At 62.2% G+C, this 20,412-nt stretch carries 13 protein-coding genes and 1 tRNA gene; 9 read left to right on the forward strand and 5 right to left on the reverse strand.

The window, feature by feature from the left end:
• The gene (locus tag AC04SG_RS03490) at positions 1 to 1,878 is read left to right on the forward strand and encodes a L,D-transpeptidase family protein (protein ID WP_488549949.1); all 1,878 of its coding nucleotides are present in this window, start codon (positions 1 to 3) and stop codon (positions 1,876 to 1,878) included.
• Positions 1,879 to 1,975: 97 nt separating this feature from the next.
• Here AC04SG_RS03490 and AC04SG_RS03495 read toward each other — a convergent pair whose 3' ends face one another.
• The 3 genes from AC04SG_RS03495 to AC04SG_RS03505 form a co-directional block, all read right to left on the reverse strand.
• A complete protein-coding gene (locus AC04SG_RS03495) occupies positions 1,976 to 2,446 on the reverse strand; it encodes a hypothetical protein (protein WP_488549950.1) in 471 nt (156 codons plus the stop codon).
• 91 nt (positions 2,447 to 2,537) lie between these two features.
• Positions 2,538 to 3,311 carry a lysozyme inhibitor LprI family protein gene (locus AC04SG_RS03500; protein ID WP_488549951.1) on the reverse strand — a complete coding sequence of 258 codons (774 nt, stop codon included), beginning with the start codon at positions 3,309 to 3,311 and terminating at the stop codon, positions 2,538 to 2,540.
• 51 nt (positions 3,312 to 3,362) lie between these two features.
• Positions 3,363 to 3,623, reverse strand: coding sequence for a PepSY domain-containing protein (locus tag AC04SG_RS03505; protein WP_488549952.1), 261 nt, complete (start codon positions 3,621 to 3,623; stop codon positions 3,363 to 3,365).
• Positions 3,624 to 3,952: 329 nt separating this feature from the next.
• Here AC04SG_RS03505 and AC04SG_RS03510 point away from each other — a divergent pair, with 329 nt between their 5' ends.
• Both AC04SG_RS03510 and AC04SG_RS03515 read left to right on the forward strand, forming a co-directional pair.
• Positions 3,953 to 5,725, forward strand: coding sequence for an adenylate/guanylate cyclase domain-containing protein (locus tag AC04SG_RS03510; protein ID WP_488549953.1), 1,773 nt, complete (start codon positions 3,953 to 3,955; stop codon positions 5,723 to 5,725).
• Between the two features lie 129 nt (positions 5,726 to 5,854).
• Positions 5,855 to 10,162: a cytochrome P450 gene (locus AC04SG_RS03515; RefSeq protein WP_488549954.1), complete on the forward strand. Its 4,308-nt coding sequence runs from the start codon at positions 5,855 to 5,857 to the stop codon at positions 10,160 to 10,162.
• Positions 10,163 to 10,169: 7 nt separating this feature from the next.
• Here the strand turns inward: AC04SG_RS03515 and AC04SG_RS03520 are convergent, their stop codons facing one another.
• Positions 10,170 to 10,856: a Crp/Fnr family transcriptional regulator gene (locus tag AC04SG_RS03520; RefSeq protein WP_488549955.1), complete on the reverse strand. Its 687-nt coding sequence runs from the start codon at positions 10,854 to 10,856 to the stop codon at positions 10,170 to 10,172.
• Between the two features lie 539 nt (positions 10,857 to 11,395).
• On the opposite strand from AC04SG_RS03520, the gene AC04SG_RS03525 reads away from it, so the two are divergent.
• The 6 genes from AC04SG_RS03525 (at position 11,396) to AC04SG_RS03550 (ending at position 20,152) form a co-directional block, all read left to right on the forward strand.
• Positions 11,396 to 13,666, forward strand: coding sequence for a DNA/RNA non-specific endonuclease (locus AC04SG_RS03525; RefSeq protein WP_488549956.1), 2,271 nt, complete (start codon positions 11,396 to 11,398; stop codon positions 13,664 to 13,666).
• A gap of 9 nt (positions 13,667 to 13,675) precedes the next feature.
• Complete coding sequence (locus tag AC04SG_RS03530) at positions 13,676 to 14,653, forward strand: trypsin-like peptidase domain-containing protein (RefSeq protein ID WP_488549957.1); 978 nt, start codon at positions 13,676 to 13,678, stop codon at positions 14,651 to 14,653.
• A 188-nt stretch (positions 14,654 to 14,841) separates the two neighbouring features.
• Positions 14,842 to 16,086 carry a hypothetical protein gene (locus AC04SG_RS03535; protein WP_203278275.1) on the forward strand — a complete coding sequence of 415 codons (1,245 nt, stop codon included), beginning with the start codon at positions 14,842 to 14,844 and terminating at the stop codon, positions 16,084 to 16,086.
• Positions 16,083 to 18,752 (forward strand): DNA/RNA non-specific endonuclease, encoded by a 2,670-nt coding sequence (locus AC04SG_RS03540; RefSeq protein WP_488549958.1) that lies wholly within the window; start codon positions 16,083 to 16,085, stop codon positions 18,750 to 18,752. The genes AC04SG_RS03535 and AC04SG_RS03540 overlap by 4 nt, the downstream gene beginning before the upstream one ends.
• A 109-nt stretch (positions 18,753 to 18,861) precedes the next feature.
• Complete coding sequence (locus tag AC04SG_RS03545) at positions 18,862 to 19,128, forward strand: hypothetical protein (protein ID WP_488549959.1); 267 nt, start codon at positions 18,862 to 18,864, stop codon at positions 19,126 to 19,128.
• Positions 19,129 to 19,678: 550 nt separating this feature from the next.
• The gene (locus AC04SG_RS03550) at positions 19,679 to 20,152 is read left to right on the forward strand and encodes a hypothetical protein (protein WP_488549960.1); all 474 of its coding nucleotides are present in this window, start codon (positions 19,679 to 19,681) and stop codon (positions 20,150 to 20,152) included.
• Positions 20,153 to 20,224: 72 nt separating this feature from the next.
• Here the strand turns inward: AC04SG_RS03550 and AC04SG_RS03555 are convergent.
• Positions 20,225 to 20,299 (reverse strand) — tRNA-Val (locus tag AC04SG_RS03555).
• Positions 20,300 to 20,412 lie beyond the last annotated feature (113 nt).

The raw sequence follows: 20,412 nt of genomic DNA on the forward strand, positions 1-20,412 counted from the left end.
ATGAAATTCCTCGGAAATAAAGCCACTGTGATGCCGCTTGCGGTTGCGGCAACGCTGGCCTTCGGTGTACCGCAGGCAGGCGCGCAGGGGCTGTTCGACATGCTGTTCGGCGGCGGCGTCAGGCACGATCCGCAGGGCGAGTTCCCACCACCACCGAAGCGCAAGCCGAAGCCCGCAGTGTCGGGCGGTGGTACCAAAATCAGCAGCCCGAGCTACTACACCTACAAGGCCGACCGGCTGGTACGCGTCGACTTCACCACATTGGTGGCGGCACCGCCCCAGGTGGCCACAGCTCAGGACGCTGCCTTTGTGCCGTCAGCGACAAGCACCGCCTTCCGCGAAGCGGTTGCAGGCCTCAGCGACTACGAACTTTATGCCGAGCCGGACGTCGCCAAGGCGCTGATCGCTTACTACTCGGCCAATCCGGACTTCATCTGGGTAGCCGACGCGGGTCCCAATGCCCGCGCCAAGGATGCGGTACGGGTGCTGGGCGAGGCGGCGAGCTATGGCCTCACGCCGGCCGACTACTCGGTCGAGATACCGGCTGCCAACGCATCGGCGATCGATGCCGACGCGCATCTGAAGGAACTCGTGCGCTTCGAGATGGCGCTGTCGGCGCGCGTGCTGCGCTATGCCCATGATGCGCAGAGCGGCCGCGTCGATCCCAACCGCATCACCGGCTACTATGAATTTCCGCCGAAGCCGGTCGACATGGAAGGCGTGCTGAAGACGCTCGCCCACACCCAGCAAGTGCGCACCTATCTCGAATCGCGCCATCCGCAGAATGCGGAATATCAGGCGCTGCGCGTCGAACTGGAATCACTGCAGGCCAGTGCCGAAAACGAAATCGTCGTCGATCCCAAGCTGTTGCTGAAGCCCGGCGAGACCAGCGCCGAACTGCCGAAGCTGCTGACGCTGATCGCGCGCAATCTCGACGACGAGATGGGCGGTGCCTATGGCGAGATCCTGGCCCGGCTCGGCACCAGCGACGTCTATGTTCCCGAACTGGTGCCGGTCATCAAGGCCGTGCAGGTGAAGGAAGGCATGAAGGGCGATGGCGTCATCGGCCCGCGCACCGTCGCCTCGCTCGCCGGCGCCTCCAAGGCCGACCGGCTGCAGAAGGTGCAGGTAGCACTTGAAGAGCTGCGCTGGATGCCGTCCGATCTCGGCAGTCCGCGCGTCTTCATCAACCAGCCCGCCTTCACCGCCAGCTATATCGACAATGGCGAGGAGAAGCTGAAGACGCGTGTCGTCATCGGCCGGACCACCAACCAGACCGCCTTCTTCTTCAAGGAGATCAAGCAGGTCGATTTCCATCCCTATTGGGGCGTGCCGCAGTCGATCATCGTCAATGAGATGCTGCCCAGGCTGCGCGGCGATCCGGGCTATCTCGACCGTGCCGGCTACGAGGTGACCGATTCGCGCGGCAGGCGGGTTCCTTCGTCCTCCGTCAATTGGGGCGCCTACGGTGCCAACATTCCCTACAGCGTGCGCCAGCAGCCGAGCGAAGCCAATGCGCTCGGCGAGTTGAAGATCCTCTTCCCCAACAAGCACGCCATCTACATGCACGACACACCGCAAAAATCGTTCTTCCAGCGCGACATGCGCGCGCTGAGCCACGGCTGTATTCGCCTGCAGGACCCGCGCGGCATGGCGGCGGCGGTGCTCGGCACCTCGGTCGACGACATCGCCGAGAAGCTGAAGCACGGCCATGCGACCGAAGACGTGACGCGCAAGATTCCCGTCTACGTCGCGTACTTCACCGCCTGGCCGGATCTGTCCGGCAACGTCGAATATTTCAACGACGTCTACGACCGCGACACGCGGCTGATGCAGGCACTGGACGCGACCGAGGCGGTGCGTTCGCCGACGAGCTGATCCCACAATGGTTCCTCGTTCGTCCAAACGAGGAACCATTCCTATCTCTTTGGTTTCTTTAGGTTTTGTTCGATAGACGGTCGCGCGATTCGTGCGATCAGCGCTGGATGAGCGGACGCCGGAAGCCGGCGTCACGGCCGGCGATCAGCCAATAGACGAGACCCGCGACCAGGCCGGCGCCGGCAATGATGCCGATATCGGCCCAACGCTCGACATCCTCCTCGGCACCTGGCCAGATCAGGAAGAAGCCGGCCGCGGCAGCGGCAGCGCCAAACAGCATGTGGACCAGGAAATTGCGCAGCGCGAAGAATTCGGCAATCAGTGCGAAGATCAGCGTCTGCAGACCGGTCAGTATGATCGTCAGGAAATAGACGAACATGCCGAGCGGCGGCCACAAAAGCACCACGACGGGTGTCACCCCCATGGCGCCGAAATAGTCCGGCGCGTTGGGCAGCGCGGCGAGCGCGCTGTAGATCACCACCACCGCGATCAACCCGATCAGCACCGAAACGAAGAAGCCGGCAAACATCATCAGGATGCGCTTCAAAACGTGCTTTACCATCGCCATGCACCCCCGTGCCCTGCAATCGTTGCGCGCACTCAGCCATCAAAGGCGTATCGGCGCAAGAGTGCATCCAGCAGTGCTTTGCGGCGAATCTTCAGGCCCCGCCGCACATATGCTGCGAATCCGGCAGCACCCACATGCCCTTGAGGGTCAGGTCCACGCCGTAATAGACCCGGCCGCGGTCGTCGCCCTCCGGGCAGTCGCGCGGGATCGATATCAGGCACATTATGACCGGGTCGCCGACCTTCGAACTGGCGAGGCCAGGCTCACGCTCATAGGAGACGCCAGCACCATCATTGCTGAATCGCGCCTGACTGCCGGCTTCAGGACTGGCGGTTTCCAGCGGGTCGTCGCCGAGCCGCGTCGTTAGCGCCGTGATGTGGGTGAAGGCGCATTGCCCGATCGACGAGGGCAGGGGCTGGTCGGGGCTGCCCGAATGGCGTGCAGCGATGTCGAGCGCCTTCTTGCCGATCAACGCGATGTTGTAGTCCTGCACCCAGGATGGCGCATTGCCGTAGGTCTGCAGGGCGTTGTTCTGGGCGCTGACGATGCACGCGGCGTCCTGCCCGCAGGCATTCCTGTCGGCGATCAGCGCACGTGCGATCTTGCGCTTGTCGCCGCCAAAGGCCGGTTCGAAACCCGTAAAGGCCTTCGCGACCAGCGCGTCGATGGCGGAAAGCTGTGGATCGGCACAGATTGCCTTTTCCGCCGGCAGGCTGGCTTTGCGGCAATCGAAGGACGGCCCCTCGGCACGCGCCGCGGTCCCGCAGATCATCGCGCAGGCCAAGGCAATGGCGGGCACGAGCCATTTGGAACCCCGGCTGGAAGAAAGCATGACCGCCCCACTTTCACGCACCAGTTTGCCCATCACTCTAGGCAAAAAGTTTCGCTGTAAGGAATTGCCGAAGGGGCAGCAGCGCTATTTTGGTTCGGCGGTCACCGGATCGAAGGTGATTTCGACTTTCGCCTTGTCGGCCGTGTAATAGGTGACGGTGTAGCCGTCCTTGTCCCAGTCGACTTCCTTGACATAGAGGAAGCCATCGCGCTGTTCGACCTTGGCGATGATTGCCGACAGTTTCTGGGCATTCTTCGGCGGCAATGGCCTGTCATCATCCGCGGCAAAGGCCGTTGAGCCGGCGAGAAGAAGTGCAGCGCCGGTCGCCAAAACAAGATATCGCATGATTGCCCTCATTTCATGTTGGCATGGATCGCACCGGAAACTCGCTCGCAGGCCAATTTGTTCCGCCCACGGCAAACGAGGTCAGAGGGGCGAATTCCCCCACGCATTTGCGGTAACCGGCGGCTAACCATGGCCGCTGCCGTGACCTGCGCCGGACAACCCGATGGTGGTAGAGCTTTCGCCTAGACCCTGCTAGACTTCTGGTCCTGGCAGGGTGGCATGGCGCGCCAGACCTGCCGGGATCTTCTTCTCTCAGCGCACGGCGAAGCGTTTCAGCAACGGGTCGTCGCCTGTGCTAGACCAGAACCAGAAGGGACCGGGGCTCCAACATGGCTGTACGGAACTACACCCGTCAGCTGGCGACAATCATTTCTATCGATGCCGTCGGGTTTTCACGGCTGATGGGCATCGACGATGAGTCCGCTGTCGCGGCATTCGAGGAGCGGCGCGACATCATCGCCGACAGCTGTGGCACGTTTGGCGGCCGCACGTTCGGCGACGCCGGCGACAGCATCATGGCCGAATTCGGCAACCCGATCGAGGCTTTGCGCGCGGCCTTCGATTTCCAGGGCCGCATCGTCGCGCTCAACGCTTCGGTCGCCGACGACATGCGCATGCCGTTTCGCGCCGGCATCAACACCGGCGACGTCATCGTGCGTGGCGGGCAACTGTACGGCGACGACGTCAACATCGCTGCTCGCATTCAGGAGTTCGCGCCGGGTGACGGTCTCGCCGTTTCGGAGACGACCTGGCACCATGTGAAGGACAAGACGGCGGCCGAATTCACCGATCTCGGCGAATTCATGCTGAAGAACATTGCCCTGCCGGTGCGCGTCCTGATCGCCGGGCGCGGCGGCAACGGATCCTCGCCGGCGGCATCGTTCGCAGCCATCCCTCAGGTCAACGCCCAGCAGAAACTGTCATCCAAGGGCCCGCCGGCGATCGCTGTGCTGCCCTTTCAGGGCAATGGCGGCGAGCACGACATCGGCTATATGGCCGATGGCATTGCCGAGGACATCATCTACGGTCTTTCCAACACCAAGTGGCTCTCGGTCATCGCCAAGGGTTCCAGCTTCCAGTTTCGCGACGATACGCTGGGCACGCGGGTGATCGGCAACGCGCTCGGCGCGCGCTACATCGTCAGCGGCACGCTGATGCGCAATGGTGGCCAGATCCGCCTCAACACCTCACTGGCGGACGCGTCCAACGGGCGGCTGGTCTGGTCGCAGCGCTTCGATCGCGACCTGGTCGATATCTTCAACCTGCGCGACCAGATCGGCGCCGAGATCGTTTCGATCCTCGACAAGGAGGTCGACCGGGCGGAGCAGGCGCGCACCTTCCAGGTGCCCTGGGAGAGCCTGGAGACCTGGCAGTTGGTCCGGCGCGGACGCTGGCATATGAACCGGCGCACCCGCGGCGACACCGAAATGGCGCTGGAATTCTTCCAGAAGGCCTACCGCGAGGACCCCAATTCGAGCGCTGTGCTCAACGAACTGGCGTGGTGGTATTTCTGGCGGGCATGGCTGCGGTTCGGCGACAGCGACGATTTGAACAAGGTCGAGCAGTTTGCCCGCAAGGCCTTGCTGATGGACAGCCTGGATGCGCGTCCGCACGCCCACCTCGGCGCCGTCGACATCATGCGAGGCGAACCGCGATCGGCGGTCGACCATCTCGAGGAAGCGATCCACATCAATCCGAGCTTTGCCTTTGCGCGCTCGGCCATGGGCAGCGCCCAGTTGCTGCTCGGCAATGCCGCGTCGGCGATTCCGTTCTTTCTCGACACCGAGCGACTGAGCCCGTTCGACCTCTACCGCTTCCACAATCTGGGGGAATTGACGGCAGCCTACAGTTTCGTCGAGAACTGGCCGGCGGCGATCGCCGCCGCCGACCGCTCGCTCAACCTGTCTCCGGGCTATTTCTACGCCAGGTTCCTGAAAATCGGCGCCCTGATGCGCAGCGGCCGGCCGGAACAGGCACGGCGCGAGATGGCCATTTTCGCCACCCGGCATCCCGATTTTTCCGAAGAGCGCGTGCGCTGGATACCGTTTACCGACAAGACCGCGAACGAGTTCCTCGTCGCCAATTTCCAACTGGCCAAATGAGCATGGCGTTCAATGCTGGCCGAACACGGATTAACTGTGAAAAAATTCACATACGTACAATCGATGCAAACCTAGGCGTTGAAGGGCCGGCATCGCAATAACGTGGACAGCCGGGGGGCTTGAACGCGCATGACCAAACTGAAGTATTTCGACGGCATTCGTGAGGCCCAGAAAAACCAGCGACCGCTATCGGAAATGCCGCCTTTCGATCTCGGCCGGATCCGCAAGACAGGCATGATTGCGCGCATCGCCGAATTTATCGTCGAAGATCATCCGCGCGTGTGGTTGGCGTTGTTGCGGCGCTTCCGCCCGACCGGCAAACTGTTCGGGGTTCTGCTCGTCACCAAGAACGCCGATGTCCGCGACATATTGGAGCGCGGCGACGAATTCCAGACCCCGTACGGCCCGGAAATGACCGAGTTCGCGCGAGGCTCCAATTTCATCCTCGGCATGCAGGACGGCGCCGACTACCGCCGCATGAAATCGTCGGTGCTGAGCGCCTTTCCGCCAGCCGAAGTCGAAGCCGTCGTCAGGCCGATCGCCGCGCGTCATTCGCAAGAGATCATGATGCGCGCCCGCCCCGGTTTCGATGCGATCTCCGGATTGCTGAAGCTCGTTCCGGTGCACATCTGCCGCGATTATTTCGGGATCGAGATCGACGACGAATCGGAATTCGCCGATTGGTCGATCGCGCTCAGCGCGCTGTTCTTTTCGGACCCGGGGGCGAGCCCCGTCATGCGCGAGCTCGCAGTGGTGGCGGGCGATCGTCTTCTCAAAGTCATCGACCGCTCCATCCTGTCGGTCAGGGACCGGGGCTTGAAGACCGAGCAGCCGCTGGCGAGGCTGGTTTCCCAGATGGACCAGGGCCGCTTGTCGCGGGACGACCTCAACTCGATCATGCTGGGCATGATCGCGGGCTTCGTCCCGACCAATGTTCTGGCCAGCGGCAATTGCCTCGACGTGATCCTGTCGCGGCCCGATGCACGGCAAGCCGTCGACGCCGCACTTGCCGAAAACGACACCGGCAAGCTCGACAAGGCCGTCCTTGAAGCCATGCGCTTCAAGCCGATCTGGATCGGCCCGTGGCGCTACACCGCACGCGACGCGATCATCGGCAAGGGCACGCGACGCGAGCGCCTCGTCAAGGCGGGCACCGTGGTGATGCCGGCCACGCTGTCGGCGATGTTCGACGCAGACGCCGTGCAGAACCCGGACCAATTCGATACATCGCGCCCGCATCGCGACTACATGGTCTTCGGCCACGGGATCCATCAGTGCATCGGCGCCGAGATCGCCAGGATCCAGATCGGCGAAAGCCTGCGCGCTCTGTTCCAGAAGCAGAACCTGCGCCGCATGTCGGGCAAGGCCGGGCGGATGACGCGCATCGGCGCTTATCCCGAAACCCTCAAGGTCGATTTCGAACCGGCAGCACTCTGCCGCATAGTTACGCAGTCGATGGTGACGGTGGTCTGTCCGGTCACCCGGTCCGGATCGCTGGACTCTGTCCGCGACAAGATTGCCAGCCTCGGCAACCCGGCCGGCGAAGAGATCCGCACCGCGCTCGACATTGTCGGCACCATCCATTTCACCAGCCTGGCCGTAGTCGGTACGGGCGAGACGGACGCTGATTCCGGGCAGGAAAAAGGAGCTCTGGTTCTCGAGATTTCCGGCGACGGCAGCATCGATGATGTCATCAATGCCGTGACGCATGCCATCGGGCACCGGCTGCGGCCGATCTTCAAGGACGTCTGCGACCTGCGCGACGGCGGCGCCTTGAACGATTTCCTGCGCAAGCACAATGTCGACATCTCGCCGTCCTTCGGCAGCAACGCCGGACTGGTGTTTTCGGGCACGCCCGGTCACTCGGTCCAGCGCATCATGGCCGAGGCAGAGCTTTTCGAAGCTGTGCGCGGCATCGTGGAGCGGCCACGCCAAGGCACCGGCAACGCTCCCGCCGTGCTCGCCGAAGCGCGCCAGCATCTTCAGTCATTGGGGACGTTTGCCTGGGCGTTCGAGCCGGCCGAAAGCCTGCTGGAAAAGCCGCCGGGCCATTGGGGTCGTGCCCTGATGACGACCTTGCTGGTCCCGCCGGTCTTCGCCACGGTGGCGATCATCTGGGCTGCTTGCTGGTACATGACCTATAGTGTGGTGTTCGGCAGATCCACCGACATCAGTTCCCACGAAATCTCCTTCACCGCCATAGCCGTAGCAATCACCTCACTTCTGCTGTCGGGGCTTGGAGTGTTGGTGGCAGCGGTGCTGCTGGTGTTTGCTTGCTTGCTGGCGCTGCGACGCCGCGAGGACAGCGATCAGCCGGAAAGCACATCGATCGGCATATCTGAATTGAACGCGATACTCGTCAAGGAGGACCACGCGGCGCAGAACCATCTGACCGCGATTTCGACGATGAAGGCTGGCATCTTGCGGCGGCTCGCGCTCAGGTTTTCCTTCTACCTGATCTCGATAGCTGCCCAGAAGGTGTTCAAGCCAGGCTTCCTCAACACCATCAACACCATCCATTTTGCCCGCTGGATACTCCTGCCCGGCTCCAACAGATTGATGTTCTTCTCCAACTACGGTGGCAGCTGGGAAAGTTATCTTGAGGACTTCATCGCCAAGGCATCCGCTGGCCTGACCGGAGTGTGGAGCAACACCGTAGGCTATCCACGTACACGATGGCTGTTCCTTGACGGCGCGCGCGACGGCGATCGCTTCAAGCGCTGGGCGCGGCGCCAGCAGGTGCCGACACTGTTCTGGTACTCCGCCTATCCCCAAATCAACACAACGCGCATCCGGATCAATTCCCGGATCAGGCGCGGCATTGCTTCCGCCGTCGGCAACGAGGCGCGCGACTGGCTGAGCTTGTTCGGTTCGCTACGGCGCCCGGCGAGCGAAACAACAACCGTTCAAAAGACCACCTCGCTGCTGGCCAATATCAGCTCTGCTTTTCCGGCACCTCTCGAGCAGCAGCTGGAAACCGGCGAGATCCAGTCCATCTTCTTCGGCCCGCTCGGCCCTCTCGGTTATTCGCATATGCTTGCGATCCGGGTGCCGGACAAGTTGCCGGCGCCCAAGCGCAGAGCCTGGCTCGATTTCGTTGTCGAGCAGACGAGTTTCGGCGAAGGCAGGCCCGCCGGGCGAGCCATGATAGTAGCCTTTGGTCCCGATGGCCTGCGGCAGCTTGGGCTCGACGAGAGTGTGGGGGACGATCCACTGGAGACATTTCCGATCGCCTTTCGCCATGGCATGGGCAATCCCGAGCGTGGGCGCATTCTGGACGACCGAGGCCGCGACGGCCCGGACGAATGGGAGTGGGGGTCGTTGGAGAACCCGGTGGACGTGGTCATCGTCTGCTATGCCGAAGAACCGGGAAGGTTGAAGACCGAGATTGCGGCCGTGAAACGAAAGACGACCGGTGCGGGCATGCAGGTCGTCGCCGAACTGCCGCTCGCCGTAAATCGGGGTCCGACCGACACGAATACGAAATCGTCCGACCGGGCGGAACGTGGGCCAGCCTACGAGCATTTCGGTTTCGCGGACGGGATTTCGCAGCCGATTGTCCGCGGCACGACCCGCGCCAGCAGGGGCGCCGCGCCCATGCATCTGGTCGCGCCCGGCGAGTTCCTGTTCGGTTATCGTGACGAGCATGGGTTCTATCCAGCCTCGCCCTCGGTAAGCGCATCGCGCGATCGGACCGGAATCCTTTCGCAGGTGCGCCGTAGCCGGCTGATTCCGGGCCTGCCGCCACCGCCGCGTGATTTCGGCCGCAACGGCTCATTCCTGGTTATTCGCCAGTTCGAACAGCATGTCGACGTTTTCAACGACTACTGCAAAAAGGCTGCAGCCTTGGTCGCGAGCCAACTCGGCAACCAAGCCATCACTCAAGATTGGATTGCCGCCAAGATGCTCGGCCGCTGGCAGAACGGTAGCTCGCTGGTGCGCAACCCTGATCATCCGGGGCGCATCATCGACAACAACTTCGCCACTGGCGCCGAGGATCCGCAAGGCCATCGGTGCCCGCTTGGTGCCCACATACGCCGCTCCAACCCGCGCGATTCGCTGGGCGAGGACCGCGATACGCAGATCAATATCGGCAAGCGCCATCGTATCCTGCGGGTCGGCCGCACCTACCAGAAGCAGGACGGCAAGAATGGCAAGGTCGAAAAGGGATTGCTCTTCATGTGCCTTAACGCCGACATCGAGCGCCAGTACGAATTCATCCAGCAAACCTGGGTTTCGTCGGCCACGTTCCAAGGCCTCGTCGCTGAAAAAGACCCGACGATTGGGTCGCGCGACGGCGATGGCAGGTTCACCATTCCGTCATGGGAAAAGGTCACGACGCTCCGTGACATGCCGCAATTCGTCACCACCAAGGGAGGCGGGTATTTCTTCATGCCCAGTCGCTCGGCGTTGCGCTACCTGATTTCGCGGCTCTGATTCGGCGTCAGTCGTCGTCGTGCGAGTCGGCGATGTGGCGCAGCGCGCCGGTGTCGGTGATGCGCAGGCCGCCGCGCTTGATGGCGATGAACGAACGGGCGCGCCAGTCATTGAGCGCCTTGTTGACAGACTCGCGCGTGGCACCGAGGAACTCTCCGAGCTCCGATTGCGAGATCGGTATCCAGCCGGCGCTGTCGGCCATCACCTCGGCCAGGAAGACCAGGCGCTTGGCCAGCCTTGCCTCGATGCCGAAAAAGGCCTGATCGCCGAGCTCGCCGCTGACCCAGCGCAGCCTGGCGCACAGAAGTTCGATCATCGCGCGCGCCAGTGGCGGATTTCTTTCAATGCGATCAAAGAGTTGTGTCCTGCTCAGCGAGACCAGCTCGCACGCGGTAAGACAGATGGCGGTGGCGGTGCGGGGCCGTCCGTCAAGCGCGCCGATCTCTCCGACCAGGCTGCGCGACAGCTCGATATTGGCCACCAGCTTCTGGCCGCCGGGCGAATAGATCGAGATTTCCACCGTGCCGCTCATCACCCCATAGATGCGGTCGGCGGCATCTTCCTGGACAAACAGATGCTGGCCCGCGGCGTAGCGCTCGACCTTGCAACCGCTGAAAAGAATATCGAACAGCTTTGGATCGATGCGCGCCAGGCGCGGCAGATCGTTTCTGTCGTTCGCGCCGCCAAAAGCCATGTTGAACTTCCCAATTGCCGCAATCAGCAAAGTTTACGGCAAGAGTGCACCGCATCAAAGCCCGGTGTTCATCCCTTGCCATTACGCCTTCTAAAGGCGTTGAGCGGTGGTTGCGCCCAGTGCTGGCTTGCGCCAGGCGGAAAGCCGTCTGCACGCCCGGCGGGAGGAGCCGGAGGCGTGCAGACGGCAACTGATGAAAAGAATTAGGTGATGAAAATTCCTGGTGCCTGCTGATCCTTGCAGAACTGTCGAAATCGCGAAAAGGCGGCATGAGCCGCAATGCCTGTTTCCGCCGCTGCGATTGGTGGGCGCAAGCGGCGTGAGCGTCTGTGATCGAGATCACATACGGCGGGGCTAAAATAATGCGAGCGTCATACATCGCGCGAGCGACTGCGGGCGAAGAGAAATGCCAGCGTCACGCCTCAGTCATATTAGACGCGTGTTGATTTGTTTCCTTGCGTGCCATCCAGAATTGCGCCAGTCTAAAATGGGGCAATACAGTTCTTTACTTTGGCAGAACCTTTGGGCGAGGGGCGACCATGCCGGTCAGCAGAGAGCAGCGTATCCGTCAATATCTCGATCTCGTCACCGGGGGCGAGGGGACGGAATCGGTCCTCGCAAACATGGAGACGATGGCCGATGGCGCCTCGGAATCGCTTGCGCCCACGGACGGCGGCAAGACGGAAGCGGCGTTTGAATCTGCGCGCGCGGGTGCGGAGAATCTGGCGCGAGGGGCCGAAGTCGCGCCCGACCAGCTTGCCGATCTGGAAGCCATAATCATCCCGGAGTTGCGACCCGTCTACGACATCAAGGACGGCACCTTTACGACGCTGACTTTCGACGGGGCTCCGACACCAGGTCACTCGCTGTGGACGAAGCTGACCAGCGAGGCCGCATTGAAACAGCGCATCGAAGCCGCCCTGCCGGCGATCGGGCGCATCGAACTGTTGTGGAACACCAACATCCCCTATGGCGGCACCGGCTTCGTCGTCGGCCGCAACCTGTTGATGACCAACCGGCATGTCGCGCAGATCTTTGCCGAGGGGCTCGGCGACCGCAATCTGCAATTCATCAACGGCCGTGCCGCCGGTATCGACTTCAAGCGCGATTCGGCAGCAGGAAACGTCTTCAAGATCCACAATGTCCGGATGATCCATCCCTATTGGGACATGGCGATCCTCGAAGTCGAGGGCCTCCCCGACAACATCAAGCCGCTGTCGCTTGCCGTCGCCGACGCGCGCGACATGCTGCGTCAGGAAGTTGTCGCCATCGGCTATCCGGCGTTCGACAACCGCAACGCGGTCGATGTCCAGAACGACCTCATGCGCAACCGCTTCCAGGTCAAGCGCCTGCAGCCGGGCATGCTGCAGGGCGGCTTCGGCACCGAGAGTTTCGGCAAGATCGTCAACGCGGCCACACATGATTGTTCGACGACTGGCGGCAACTCCGGTACCGCCATGATCAACCTCGCCACCGGCGAGGTCGTGGCGCTGCATTTCGCCGGCCGCTATCTCGAGCGCAACTACGCCGTGCCCACCGGCGCGCTGGCCAAAGACCAGCGTGTCGTCGACCTCGGCCTCAACTTCACCAGCGCCGCCAGCGGCGGCCCCAACGATTGGGGCGCCTGGTGGAACAAGGCCGACAGCGCCTCGCCGGCCGAGGGCGTAAACCTGATAGAGGTCGGCGGCGTAAAGCGGATCCCGGGTGTCGTCACCCAGGCGCCGCCACCCACCGGCGGAGGCGTCGTCGTTTCGCCCGGCGGCAGTGTCACCTTCGAAGTGCCGTTGCGCATCACCGTCTCGCTCGGCGCAACTCCTGCCCATGAAGCGGTTACGGAATCGGTCGAGCTCGAAGCGGCCAAACCGACGCCCCCCGGCGGCGCGTTCGTTCCCAAATCGGTCGCCGACTATGACGGCTATGAGGGCTACGACGAAAAATTCCTCTCCGGCGGCACCAAGCTCGCGCCGGTCGTGGTGCCGATGCCGGAGGCCACCGACCCGTCCGTGCTGGCGCCGCTCAAGGCCGGCGGCACGCGGCTCGACTACCAGAACTTCTCGCTCAAGATGCACGCCAAGCGGCGGCTGGCCCTGTTCACCGCCTCCAACGTCACCGAGGAGAGCAATCTGCGCGAGCCGGAAAAGGGCCGCAACTATTCGCGCGGCGGCCTGTTCAGCGAGCGCTGGTTCCCGGATCTGCGGCTCGACGACAAGTACCAGATCCCCGATGTCTTCTATGTCAAGGATCAGGGCGCCTTCGACAAGGGCCATATCGTCAGGCGCGATGATGTGGCCTGGGGCAGCACCTTCGAACTTCTGCTCCGGGGCAATGTCTGCTCCTTCCACGTCACCAACTGCTCGCCCCAGGTCGAAGGCTACAACCGCTCCGACAGCGGCGAGAAGAACTGGGGTGACCTCGAGAACCACGTCCTGTCCGAGGCGGCGAGCGAGCGGCTTTGTGTCTTCGCCGGCCCGATTCTGGCCGATGATGACCGCATTTTCGCCGGCAAAGGTCCCAAAGGCACCAGCCTTCGCGCACCGGTGCCGCGCCGCTTCTGGAAGGTGGTCGTCGCCCGCGTCAATGACGGCCTCGCCAGCTACGGCTTTGTGCTCGAACAGGACCTCACCGATACGGAGCTCGAATTCACGGTCTCCGAAGAGTTCATCGGCGCCATGTATCCACTCTCCGAAATCTCCGAAATGACCGGCGTCACCTTCGACCAGTCGCTGATCGACGCCGATCAATATGACACGGTGCGCGGTGCCGAGATTGCCATGCGGGCCGGGTCGCGGAAGCGAAAGAAGAAGGGCTAGAGACGTCCAATGACCGAATGGACGCAATCCGAGCTGACCAGCCTCAACCGGATCCTCGCTAATCTCTACCCGATGATCGGCGACGGCGTGCGTGTCGCCAAAGGGGTTGGGTTGGCCACGTCGCAAATCGCCTTTGACAACAAGGCGATCAACAACTGGTTTGCGATTGTCCAGCGCGCAAAGCAGGAGACCAAGGCCGACGCCCTCGTGGCCTTTGCGCTGGATGAGAATCCCGGCGACGAGGCATTGCTGCAGGCAAAGCAGCATGCCCCGCCGCCACCGGTCGAAGGGCCCGCCACCACCAAGTGGAGCGGCGCGCCGGGCCAGCTCGAAAAGATCCTTGGTGACAAAAGCACGCTGGTGCCGATCAGTTATCTTGAACTCGGCGTTATCAGGGCGAAATCGGTGGTGCGCATCAAGCGTGCCGATGGCAGTTCCGGCACCGGCTTCATGACCGCGGGCGGGATCCTGATCACCAACAACCACGTGTTGCCCGACGATGCTTCCATGGCGGGCGCCGTGGTCCAGTTCAATTATCAGCGGACTGTCGCCGGGCTCGACGCGCCATTCGAGGAATTCAGCATCGACACCGCCGTGCCGCTTCGCACCTCCAAGGACAATGACTGGTCGGCCGTTCGTATCAAGGGCGACGCGTCCAAATGGGGCGAGCTGAACATGAAGCCCATGACCGTCAAGGTCGGCGACCGTGTCAACATCATCCAGCACCCCGGCGGCGCGCAAAAACAGATTTCATTCGTGGCCAATGTCGTGGCCTTCGTCGGCGGCGGCCGCGTTCAATATCTCACCGACACGCTGCCGGGCTCGTCGGGCTCGCCAGTTTTCGACACCGACTGGAACCTGATTGCGCTGCATCACAGCGGCGGCTGGCTCACTGAACCCAACGCGGCTACCAAGAGCACGTACTACCGCAATGAGGGCATCGCGATCGACACCATCATCCAGGACCTCGCGGCCAAGCCTGTATAGTGGTGATGTACGCAGACCGATGGTGTAACGAGATGCGCGACGATTTAAGACTATGCCATGTGAATTCTTTCGGATGTGACGGACCATAAGGCCACACCGAGCGCCAGGGGAGTTCAGAGATCAGCGCCTATTTCGACCTCAGGCTTCAACTGGCTGATCTCTACCCGTTGCCTACCGATTGGTTGAGGGTGACCAAGGACGCCGGTATTCTCGCCGGTGCGGTCAACCTGCAGGGGCCGGCTCTCACAGTCTGGTTCAGCATCCTTGACTATGCGCAGGCCAACAAACTGTCGCAGCCGCTGATGGCCACCGTCGCTGCGCAAAATCCGCAATGCGCGGCCCTGTGCACCGCCTACCTCCAGGAACTGACAACAGGTGCGAAGCCGACGCCTGAACTACCGGGCCTGACCACCGACGATCGGGTCAACACCGCGGTTGCCGGCTTCAACGCCGTCAACCAGCAGCCCAAGGACATCCAGGCGGTGCTCGCCGCCGGCGATGGGCTCACCGCCGTCACCAGCCAGATCGATGTTCTTGCGACTTACAAGAACCTGCATGACGGCTTGCAGAGCTTTCAATATGGCATCGGCAGCTTCCAGAGCCTCATGATCGCCGGGCGGGACATGGGCGCGGATCTCAATCAAGTCCGCGTCCTGCGCAAATTCCTCAACCAGTTGAGACTCTTCTGCGCATCCGCCGGCGACAAGATCACAGTATTGCCCCCCGGACCGGCGCTTCGCGACATCGAGCAGGCGTGGCTCGACGATCTCGGGTCCGCCGCGACGAAACTGCAGGGCGCAATCCCCGACACGTCGGCTGACGCCTACGACGCCTTGCTGGATGTGCGCACCGTGCTGCGCGTCGTACCCTCGCGGCTGAATCAGCAGATCTTCGTCACCGCCAAGAATCTGCCTTTCGGCATCCTGGCCGCGGGGCTCGAAACAATAGCCGGCAAACTTCCTGCCGATGAGCCTTCCGTGCCGGCAATAAAAGCCGCGCAGGACGCGATCAAGGTACTCTCCTCGACCATCTATGCGCGAGTGGTCGAGCACAAGCTCTGGCAGGACATCGACAACAAGCTGGCCAGCCTCACCGACATGATCGAGCCGATAGAAGGGGGTGCTGCGGCGGACAAGTCGTTGCCGTTCCAGTTCTCGCCGCTGTGGCGAAATCTGGAAGTGAAGGTCAAGGTTCTTGCCGATCTCGACCCGAACGGACAATGGCGGGCAATGCTCGCCGGCTACTCTACCGACGTCAACGACCAGCTGTCGCGCGAGACCGTCGACACCGCCTTCATCCTTGCCTTCGAAGCCTATCGGGACGAGGCCCAGCAACGCTTCGTCCAGGTCGATCTGGCGCTGAAAACGGAATGCGCCTCGATCGTCCGCGTCAGCACGCCTTTGCACAAGATCATTGAGGACCTTGGGTCATGAGCGAAGAAACAGTGACAGGCACCGAAACCTCGGCCGAGTTTGTCTCGCTGAGCGACATCCGCATCGCGCATCTCGAGCTGATGCGCATCGCCAGCGCCAACGAAGCGGGCGATCCCTCAATGAAGCGCAGCGACAAGGCCGGCGCCGAGACGACGGAAGCCAGCATCGACAATACGGTTCCCGATGCCCGCACCATCCGTGACTTCCTCGCCAAGGCGAGGCGCGGGGGCAGCACGATTGCGCGCGAATCCGACCGCCGCGCGGCGCAGCGCATACTCGATTATTGGTCCGCCGAACTGGTCACGCGGCCGGGCATCACCTCCGCCGATGTCAGCCCGGCGCGTCTCGCGGCTTTCGCAGGTGGCCTCGAAACCGCCAAGCCGATCGCCGTCGCGGTCGACGACGAATCCGCACCGCATGAAATCACCGATGCCGGAGTCGGCGCCGATTCGGCCACCGTCACTACCAAGGACATCGCCGCGTCCGGCGACGGCTTCGCATCCGACGACGAACTGAGCCCGGACGAACAGACCGAGCGCTTTCGCATCCGCGTTGCCGCCCAGGCACGGCAATGGAAGTCCACCGGTTACGCCGGCTACCTGCTGCGTGGCGATGCGCTGAATGAGGCGTCAGAACTTCCGCAAGGTCCAGATATCGCCGAGTTTGTCGAGGCGAGCGTCAAGGCGGAGACGGAGAGGAAATCGCGCGATCGTCGCAAGACCCAGCTGATCCTGGCGTTTGCCGCGCTGGGGGCAATCCTCGCAGCGGTGACCTGTTTCGCTTTTTACCAGAGAAATGAAGCTATCATTGCGCGCGGGACGGCCGACGCTGCGCTCAAAAACGCAGATGCGCTCAACATGGACCTTCGCGCCGCCCTTGAAGAGACAAAACGCGCGCGCGCGCAGGCCGAGGCCGCGTCCAAGCAGGCCGAGGCTGCGTTTGACGTCGCGCGAAAGAGTGTCGATGACGCCGCCAAAAGGCTCGCCGAGCAGCAAGCCCTGCAGGGCACCTTGCGGTCCGCGACCGTGCTGGTGATCAAACAGCTCAAACTTGGCAAAATGGCCATCGACGAGCTGCCTCCCAGTCTGCGCCAGACCGTGCTTGTGGAATTGGCTGGTCAGGTCGATAGCGGCGCGGTCGCTCTCGCCCAGTTGCCGGCACCGCTGCAGAGTGCACTCGAACCGCTGCTCGGCAAAGTTACCGACAACCTGCCCAGCGGCCTTACGGGATACAAGACCGATTTTATCCAGGCCACGATCGGTTTGCCCAGGCTAGCAGGCGATTTGGCCAGCGACGTCTCGACGCCGCCGCTGGCCTACATCAACTATTCGCTGGTCATGGGCCGAAGTCACCGCATGGCCATCTATTCAGCGGTCAACCTGGACCGCTCGCAAAGAGTGAGCCTCCAGATCACCGGCGGCAGCGGATTGCGGTACGATGTCCGCCTACCGACTTCAGAGCAGCCGGATCTCAACTGGTATCTTGGTCAGGATCGAAACTGGCGGCCGGCGCGATTGGCAAGCGCCAATGACATTGCATGGGGTCCCGAATTCGCAGGTGATCCGGCCGCGGCAGCGCTCAAACTGGCGCAGTATACCCGTATCTTGCCGAACACGATGCCGCAGGCGCGCGCTTTCTACGGCAATCTGTGGGCCCCACTCGAAAACTGGGTGCGCACGCAGCACAATCCGCTGGCCGACCGGGTGACCATTTTCAGCGGCCCGGTCTTCAGGCCGGCCGACGAGCCGATCGACGGCGTGCCAGTCCCCTATGCCTATTGGAAACTTGCCGTTTCTGCCGTGCCGGCTGCTGTGAAAGGGGAGACCAAGGACCCCGAATTTGTCGTCGATGCGTTCCTCGTTCCGGGCGATGCTGCCGGCGCATTCGACGTCGAGCAGTACCGGCTTCCGGTTGTCGAACTCGAGAAACGCACCAGCCTCAATTTTGGCACGCTCATCGAATGGACGGATTCGGTGAGGAATGCAGGCCCGAACGGAACCGCGGCCGACGATCTGGCGAAACGTGTCAAGCTGCTCGACAGCGGCAATGATGCGCAGCGGGTACAGGATGAACTCAGTGCCGTCCTCGGTAATCCGGACCTACCGGTGCCCGAACGGCGAAAGATCGTGGCGGCTCTCGTCGAGATGGCCGGCCTCCAAAACATGACCGGATTGACGCCTGCCGGGCGCAGCAACGTGCTCGAAACCTTGCTCGGGGTTACGCCCGACCTGTGGAGCCGCCCGGACTGGCTGCCGGTGCTCGCCGCCGCGCGCCGCGCCGTCGCCGATCTCCATTTGTCCGAGGTCGATGGGCAGGCAATCATCGGCGACCAGGACCGCGAAGCGCTCAACACGTTGAACGACCGGCTGCATATCCAGCGGAGCCCGCAGACGGTTTACGTCCAGTTCGCCGGCATGAAGCGCGAGGATGCCCAGGCGCTCTCCGCCAAAATGCGCGCCTTGGGCTGGGGCATCCCGACGCCGGGCGAGGAACGTGTGGCCGCTGCCGCCGGCAAGAACGAGGTTCGCTATAATTCGGACGTCGATGCCGACCGGCGTGCCGCCGAACTGCTGGCCGCCGACCTCACCGCCGCCGGCCAACCGGTGACCGCAAGGGCTGTCCCTGTTATCGGCGCCAACACACTGGAGATCTGGATCAGCATATAGGCACGGCCGAAGCCCGGACTGCAGGAAAAAGGCCATTCGTCAAAAAGCCGTGATGCACCGCTTCAAAGCAGCGGCGATACTACGGGCTGTTTTCACTCTGGGCTTTTCCATGCGCGCGCGTCACGCCGTCATGCTTGCACTTTCCGCGCTTTCCATTCCTGCCGTCTCCATCCCGCTTGAGAAGGCGCGCGCGCTGGAGCCTGAAAAATACACGGTCTACTGCGCCGACGACCGCATCGAGGTCTCGTTCTGGGATCTCGAACAGATGAAAGTGCGCCGCGGCTCCAATGTCTGCCAGTTCCAGAGCTATACGAGCTACTCAAGGGCCCTGAATTTCGCCCAGAAGAATTTTGGTGGCGAGGGGGGCGAGTTGTAGTTGCTGAGGCAGTCCCGACTCGAGCCTCGTGCCGCAGTGATAGATACCGCTTGCGCGGATTTTCTCCGATGCTGGAGCGATGAGTCGAGTCACTCGACGCGAGCAGACGCCAGATCAAGTAAATACGACCCGATATTAAATTTCGAATATCGCTCGTCTTGTGCGTCATAGTTAATGGACATGGACTTATTTAAGTGCTCAAACAGCTTTGTCATCAGCCATTGTACGGGCGCTGGTGCTTGAGAGAGCATAACATTCTCCCGCCCCAGCGGGAGCTATGCAGTGACAAACAGCCAGCCTAACATGTTTTCGGGGATCCCGATCGCGAACAGGGACGGCACGATCTCAGTCCTTGCTACGCTGCCTCAAATGGCCGACGCCTTGGCGAACGACTGGCCATCCGATGGCCCACTGTTTCTGGCCGCGCTTGCTGCCTTGGTGGGGGAACGGACGGGGTGCTGCAGCACAAGGGACGTTCACCGAGCCTTCATAGCAGCGGCACTTGAAGCCGAATGTCTTCCCGACAGCTACATGAAGAATTGAGCGCGAAATGCCTCTCACCCTCCGGACGACACTTTGCGAAACGAGAGATGCACTGCACCTGCTGCGAAGGGCCCTGTTTGTCTGCGGCCATACTGCGGCGATGGAAGAGATCGATTCCCTCATCGGCGTCGCCCAAGATAAGGCAGTCCAGGCAATCGGAGCCATTGATCGGGCAGCGGTTCGAAGACCTATCCTCGTGGTGGTGGCAAATCCGGCGGACCCGGCAGCTATTGTTCTGTCGATCGCTCAGCCCGCAAAGCTTGGCGAGCTTCGCGATCAAGGCATGGGCCTCAGCGTATATTGCGGCAATCCCCGATGCGGTCATCTACGCTCGCTCCATCTCGATGGCCTAATCGAGACCTACGGAACGCACTATGATTTCATCGCCGAAAAGCGGTTGGCATCGAAGCTTGTCTGCAGACGCTGCCAGAATGTTGGAGGGAGGCTGGTCGTGGTCTCCGACAAAAGGCCCCGGTATTGAGTATCCGTCCCGAGTGGCCGAAGCCGACAAACCTCGCTGAAGAGCAAATATGATGGGAATTCCACGAAAAAATGGTGGGCGATGCAGGGATTGAACCTGCGACCCCACCCGTGTGAAGGGTGTGCTCTCCCGCTGAGCTAATCGCCCGCTCGTTGCCCGAAGGCCAAGCGAGCCGCGATATAAGGGAGGCAGGCTGGTGAAGTCAAGGCGATGCGCCTGCCTTCTGTGCCTGAAATAGGCGAGGGCAGGGCGGCGGCGCA

The organism is Mesorhizobium sp. CNPSo 4684 (assembly GCF_057784315.1).

Bases quoted from the DNA above. Each gene is read 5' to 3' on its own strand.
- AC04SG_RS03490 (WP_488549949.1), top strand. From the start codon at position 1: ATGAAATTCCTCGGAAATAAAGCCACTGTGATGCCGCTTGCGGTTGCG.
- AC04SG_RS03495 (WP_488549950.1), bottom strand. From the start codon at position 2,446: ATGGCGATGGTAAAGCACGTTTTGAAGCGCATCCTGATGATGTTTGCC.
- AC04SG_RS03500 (WP_488549951.1), bottom strand. From the start codon at position 3,311: ATGGGCAAACTGGTGCGTGAAAGTGGGGCGGTCATGCTTTCTTCCAGC.
- AC04SG_RS03505 (WP_488549952.1), bottom strand. From the start codon at position 3,623: ATGCGATATCTTGTTTTGGCGACCGGCGCTGCACTTCTTCTCGCCGGC.
- AC04SG_RS03510 (WP_488549953.1), top strand. From the start codon at position 3,953: ATGGCTGTACGGAACTACACCCGTCAGCTGGCGACAATCATTTCTATC.
- AC04SG_RS03515 (WP_488549954.1), top strand. From the start codon at position 5,855: ATGACCAAACTGAAGTATTTCGACGGCATTCGTGAGGCCCAGAAAAAC.
- AC04SG_RS03520 (WP_488549955.1), bottom strand. From the start codon at position 10,856: ATGGCTTTTGGCGGCGCGAACGACAGAAACGATCTGCCGCGCCTGGCG.
- AC04SG_RS03525 (WP_488549956.1), top strand. From the start codon at position 11,396: ATGCCGGTCAGCAGAGAGCAGCGTATCCGTCAATATCTCGATCTCGTC.
- AC04SG_RS03530 (WP_488549957.1), top strand. From the start codon at position 13,676: ATGACCGAATGGACGCAATCCGAGCTGACCAGCCTCAACCGGATCCTC.
- AC04SG_RS03540 (WP_488549958.1), top strand. From the start codon at position 16,083: ATGAGCGAAGAAACAGTGACAGGCACCGAAACCTCGGCCGAGTTTGTC.
- AC04SG_RS03545 (WP_488549959.1), top strand. From the start codon at position 18,862: ATGCGCGCGCGTCACGCCGTCATGCTTGCACTTTCCGCGCTTTCCATT.
- AC04SG_RS03550 (WP_488549960.1), top strand. From the start codon at position 19,679: ATGCCTCTCACCCTCCGGACGACACTTTGCGAAACGAGAGATGCACTG.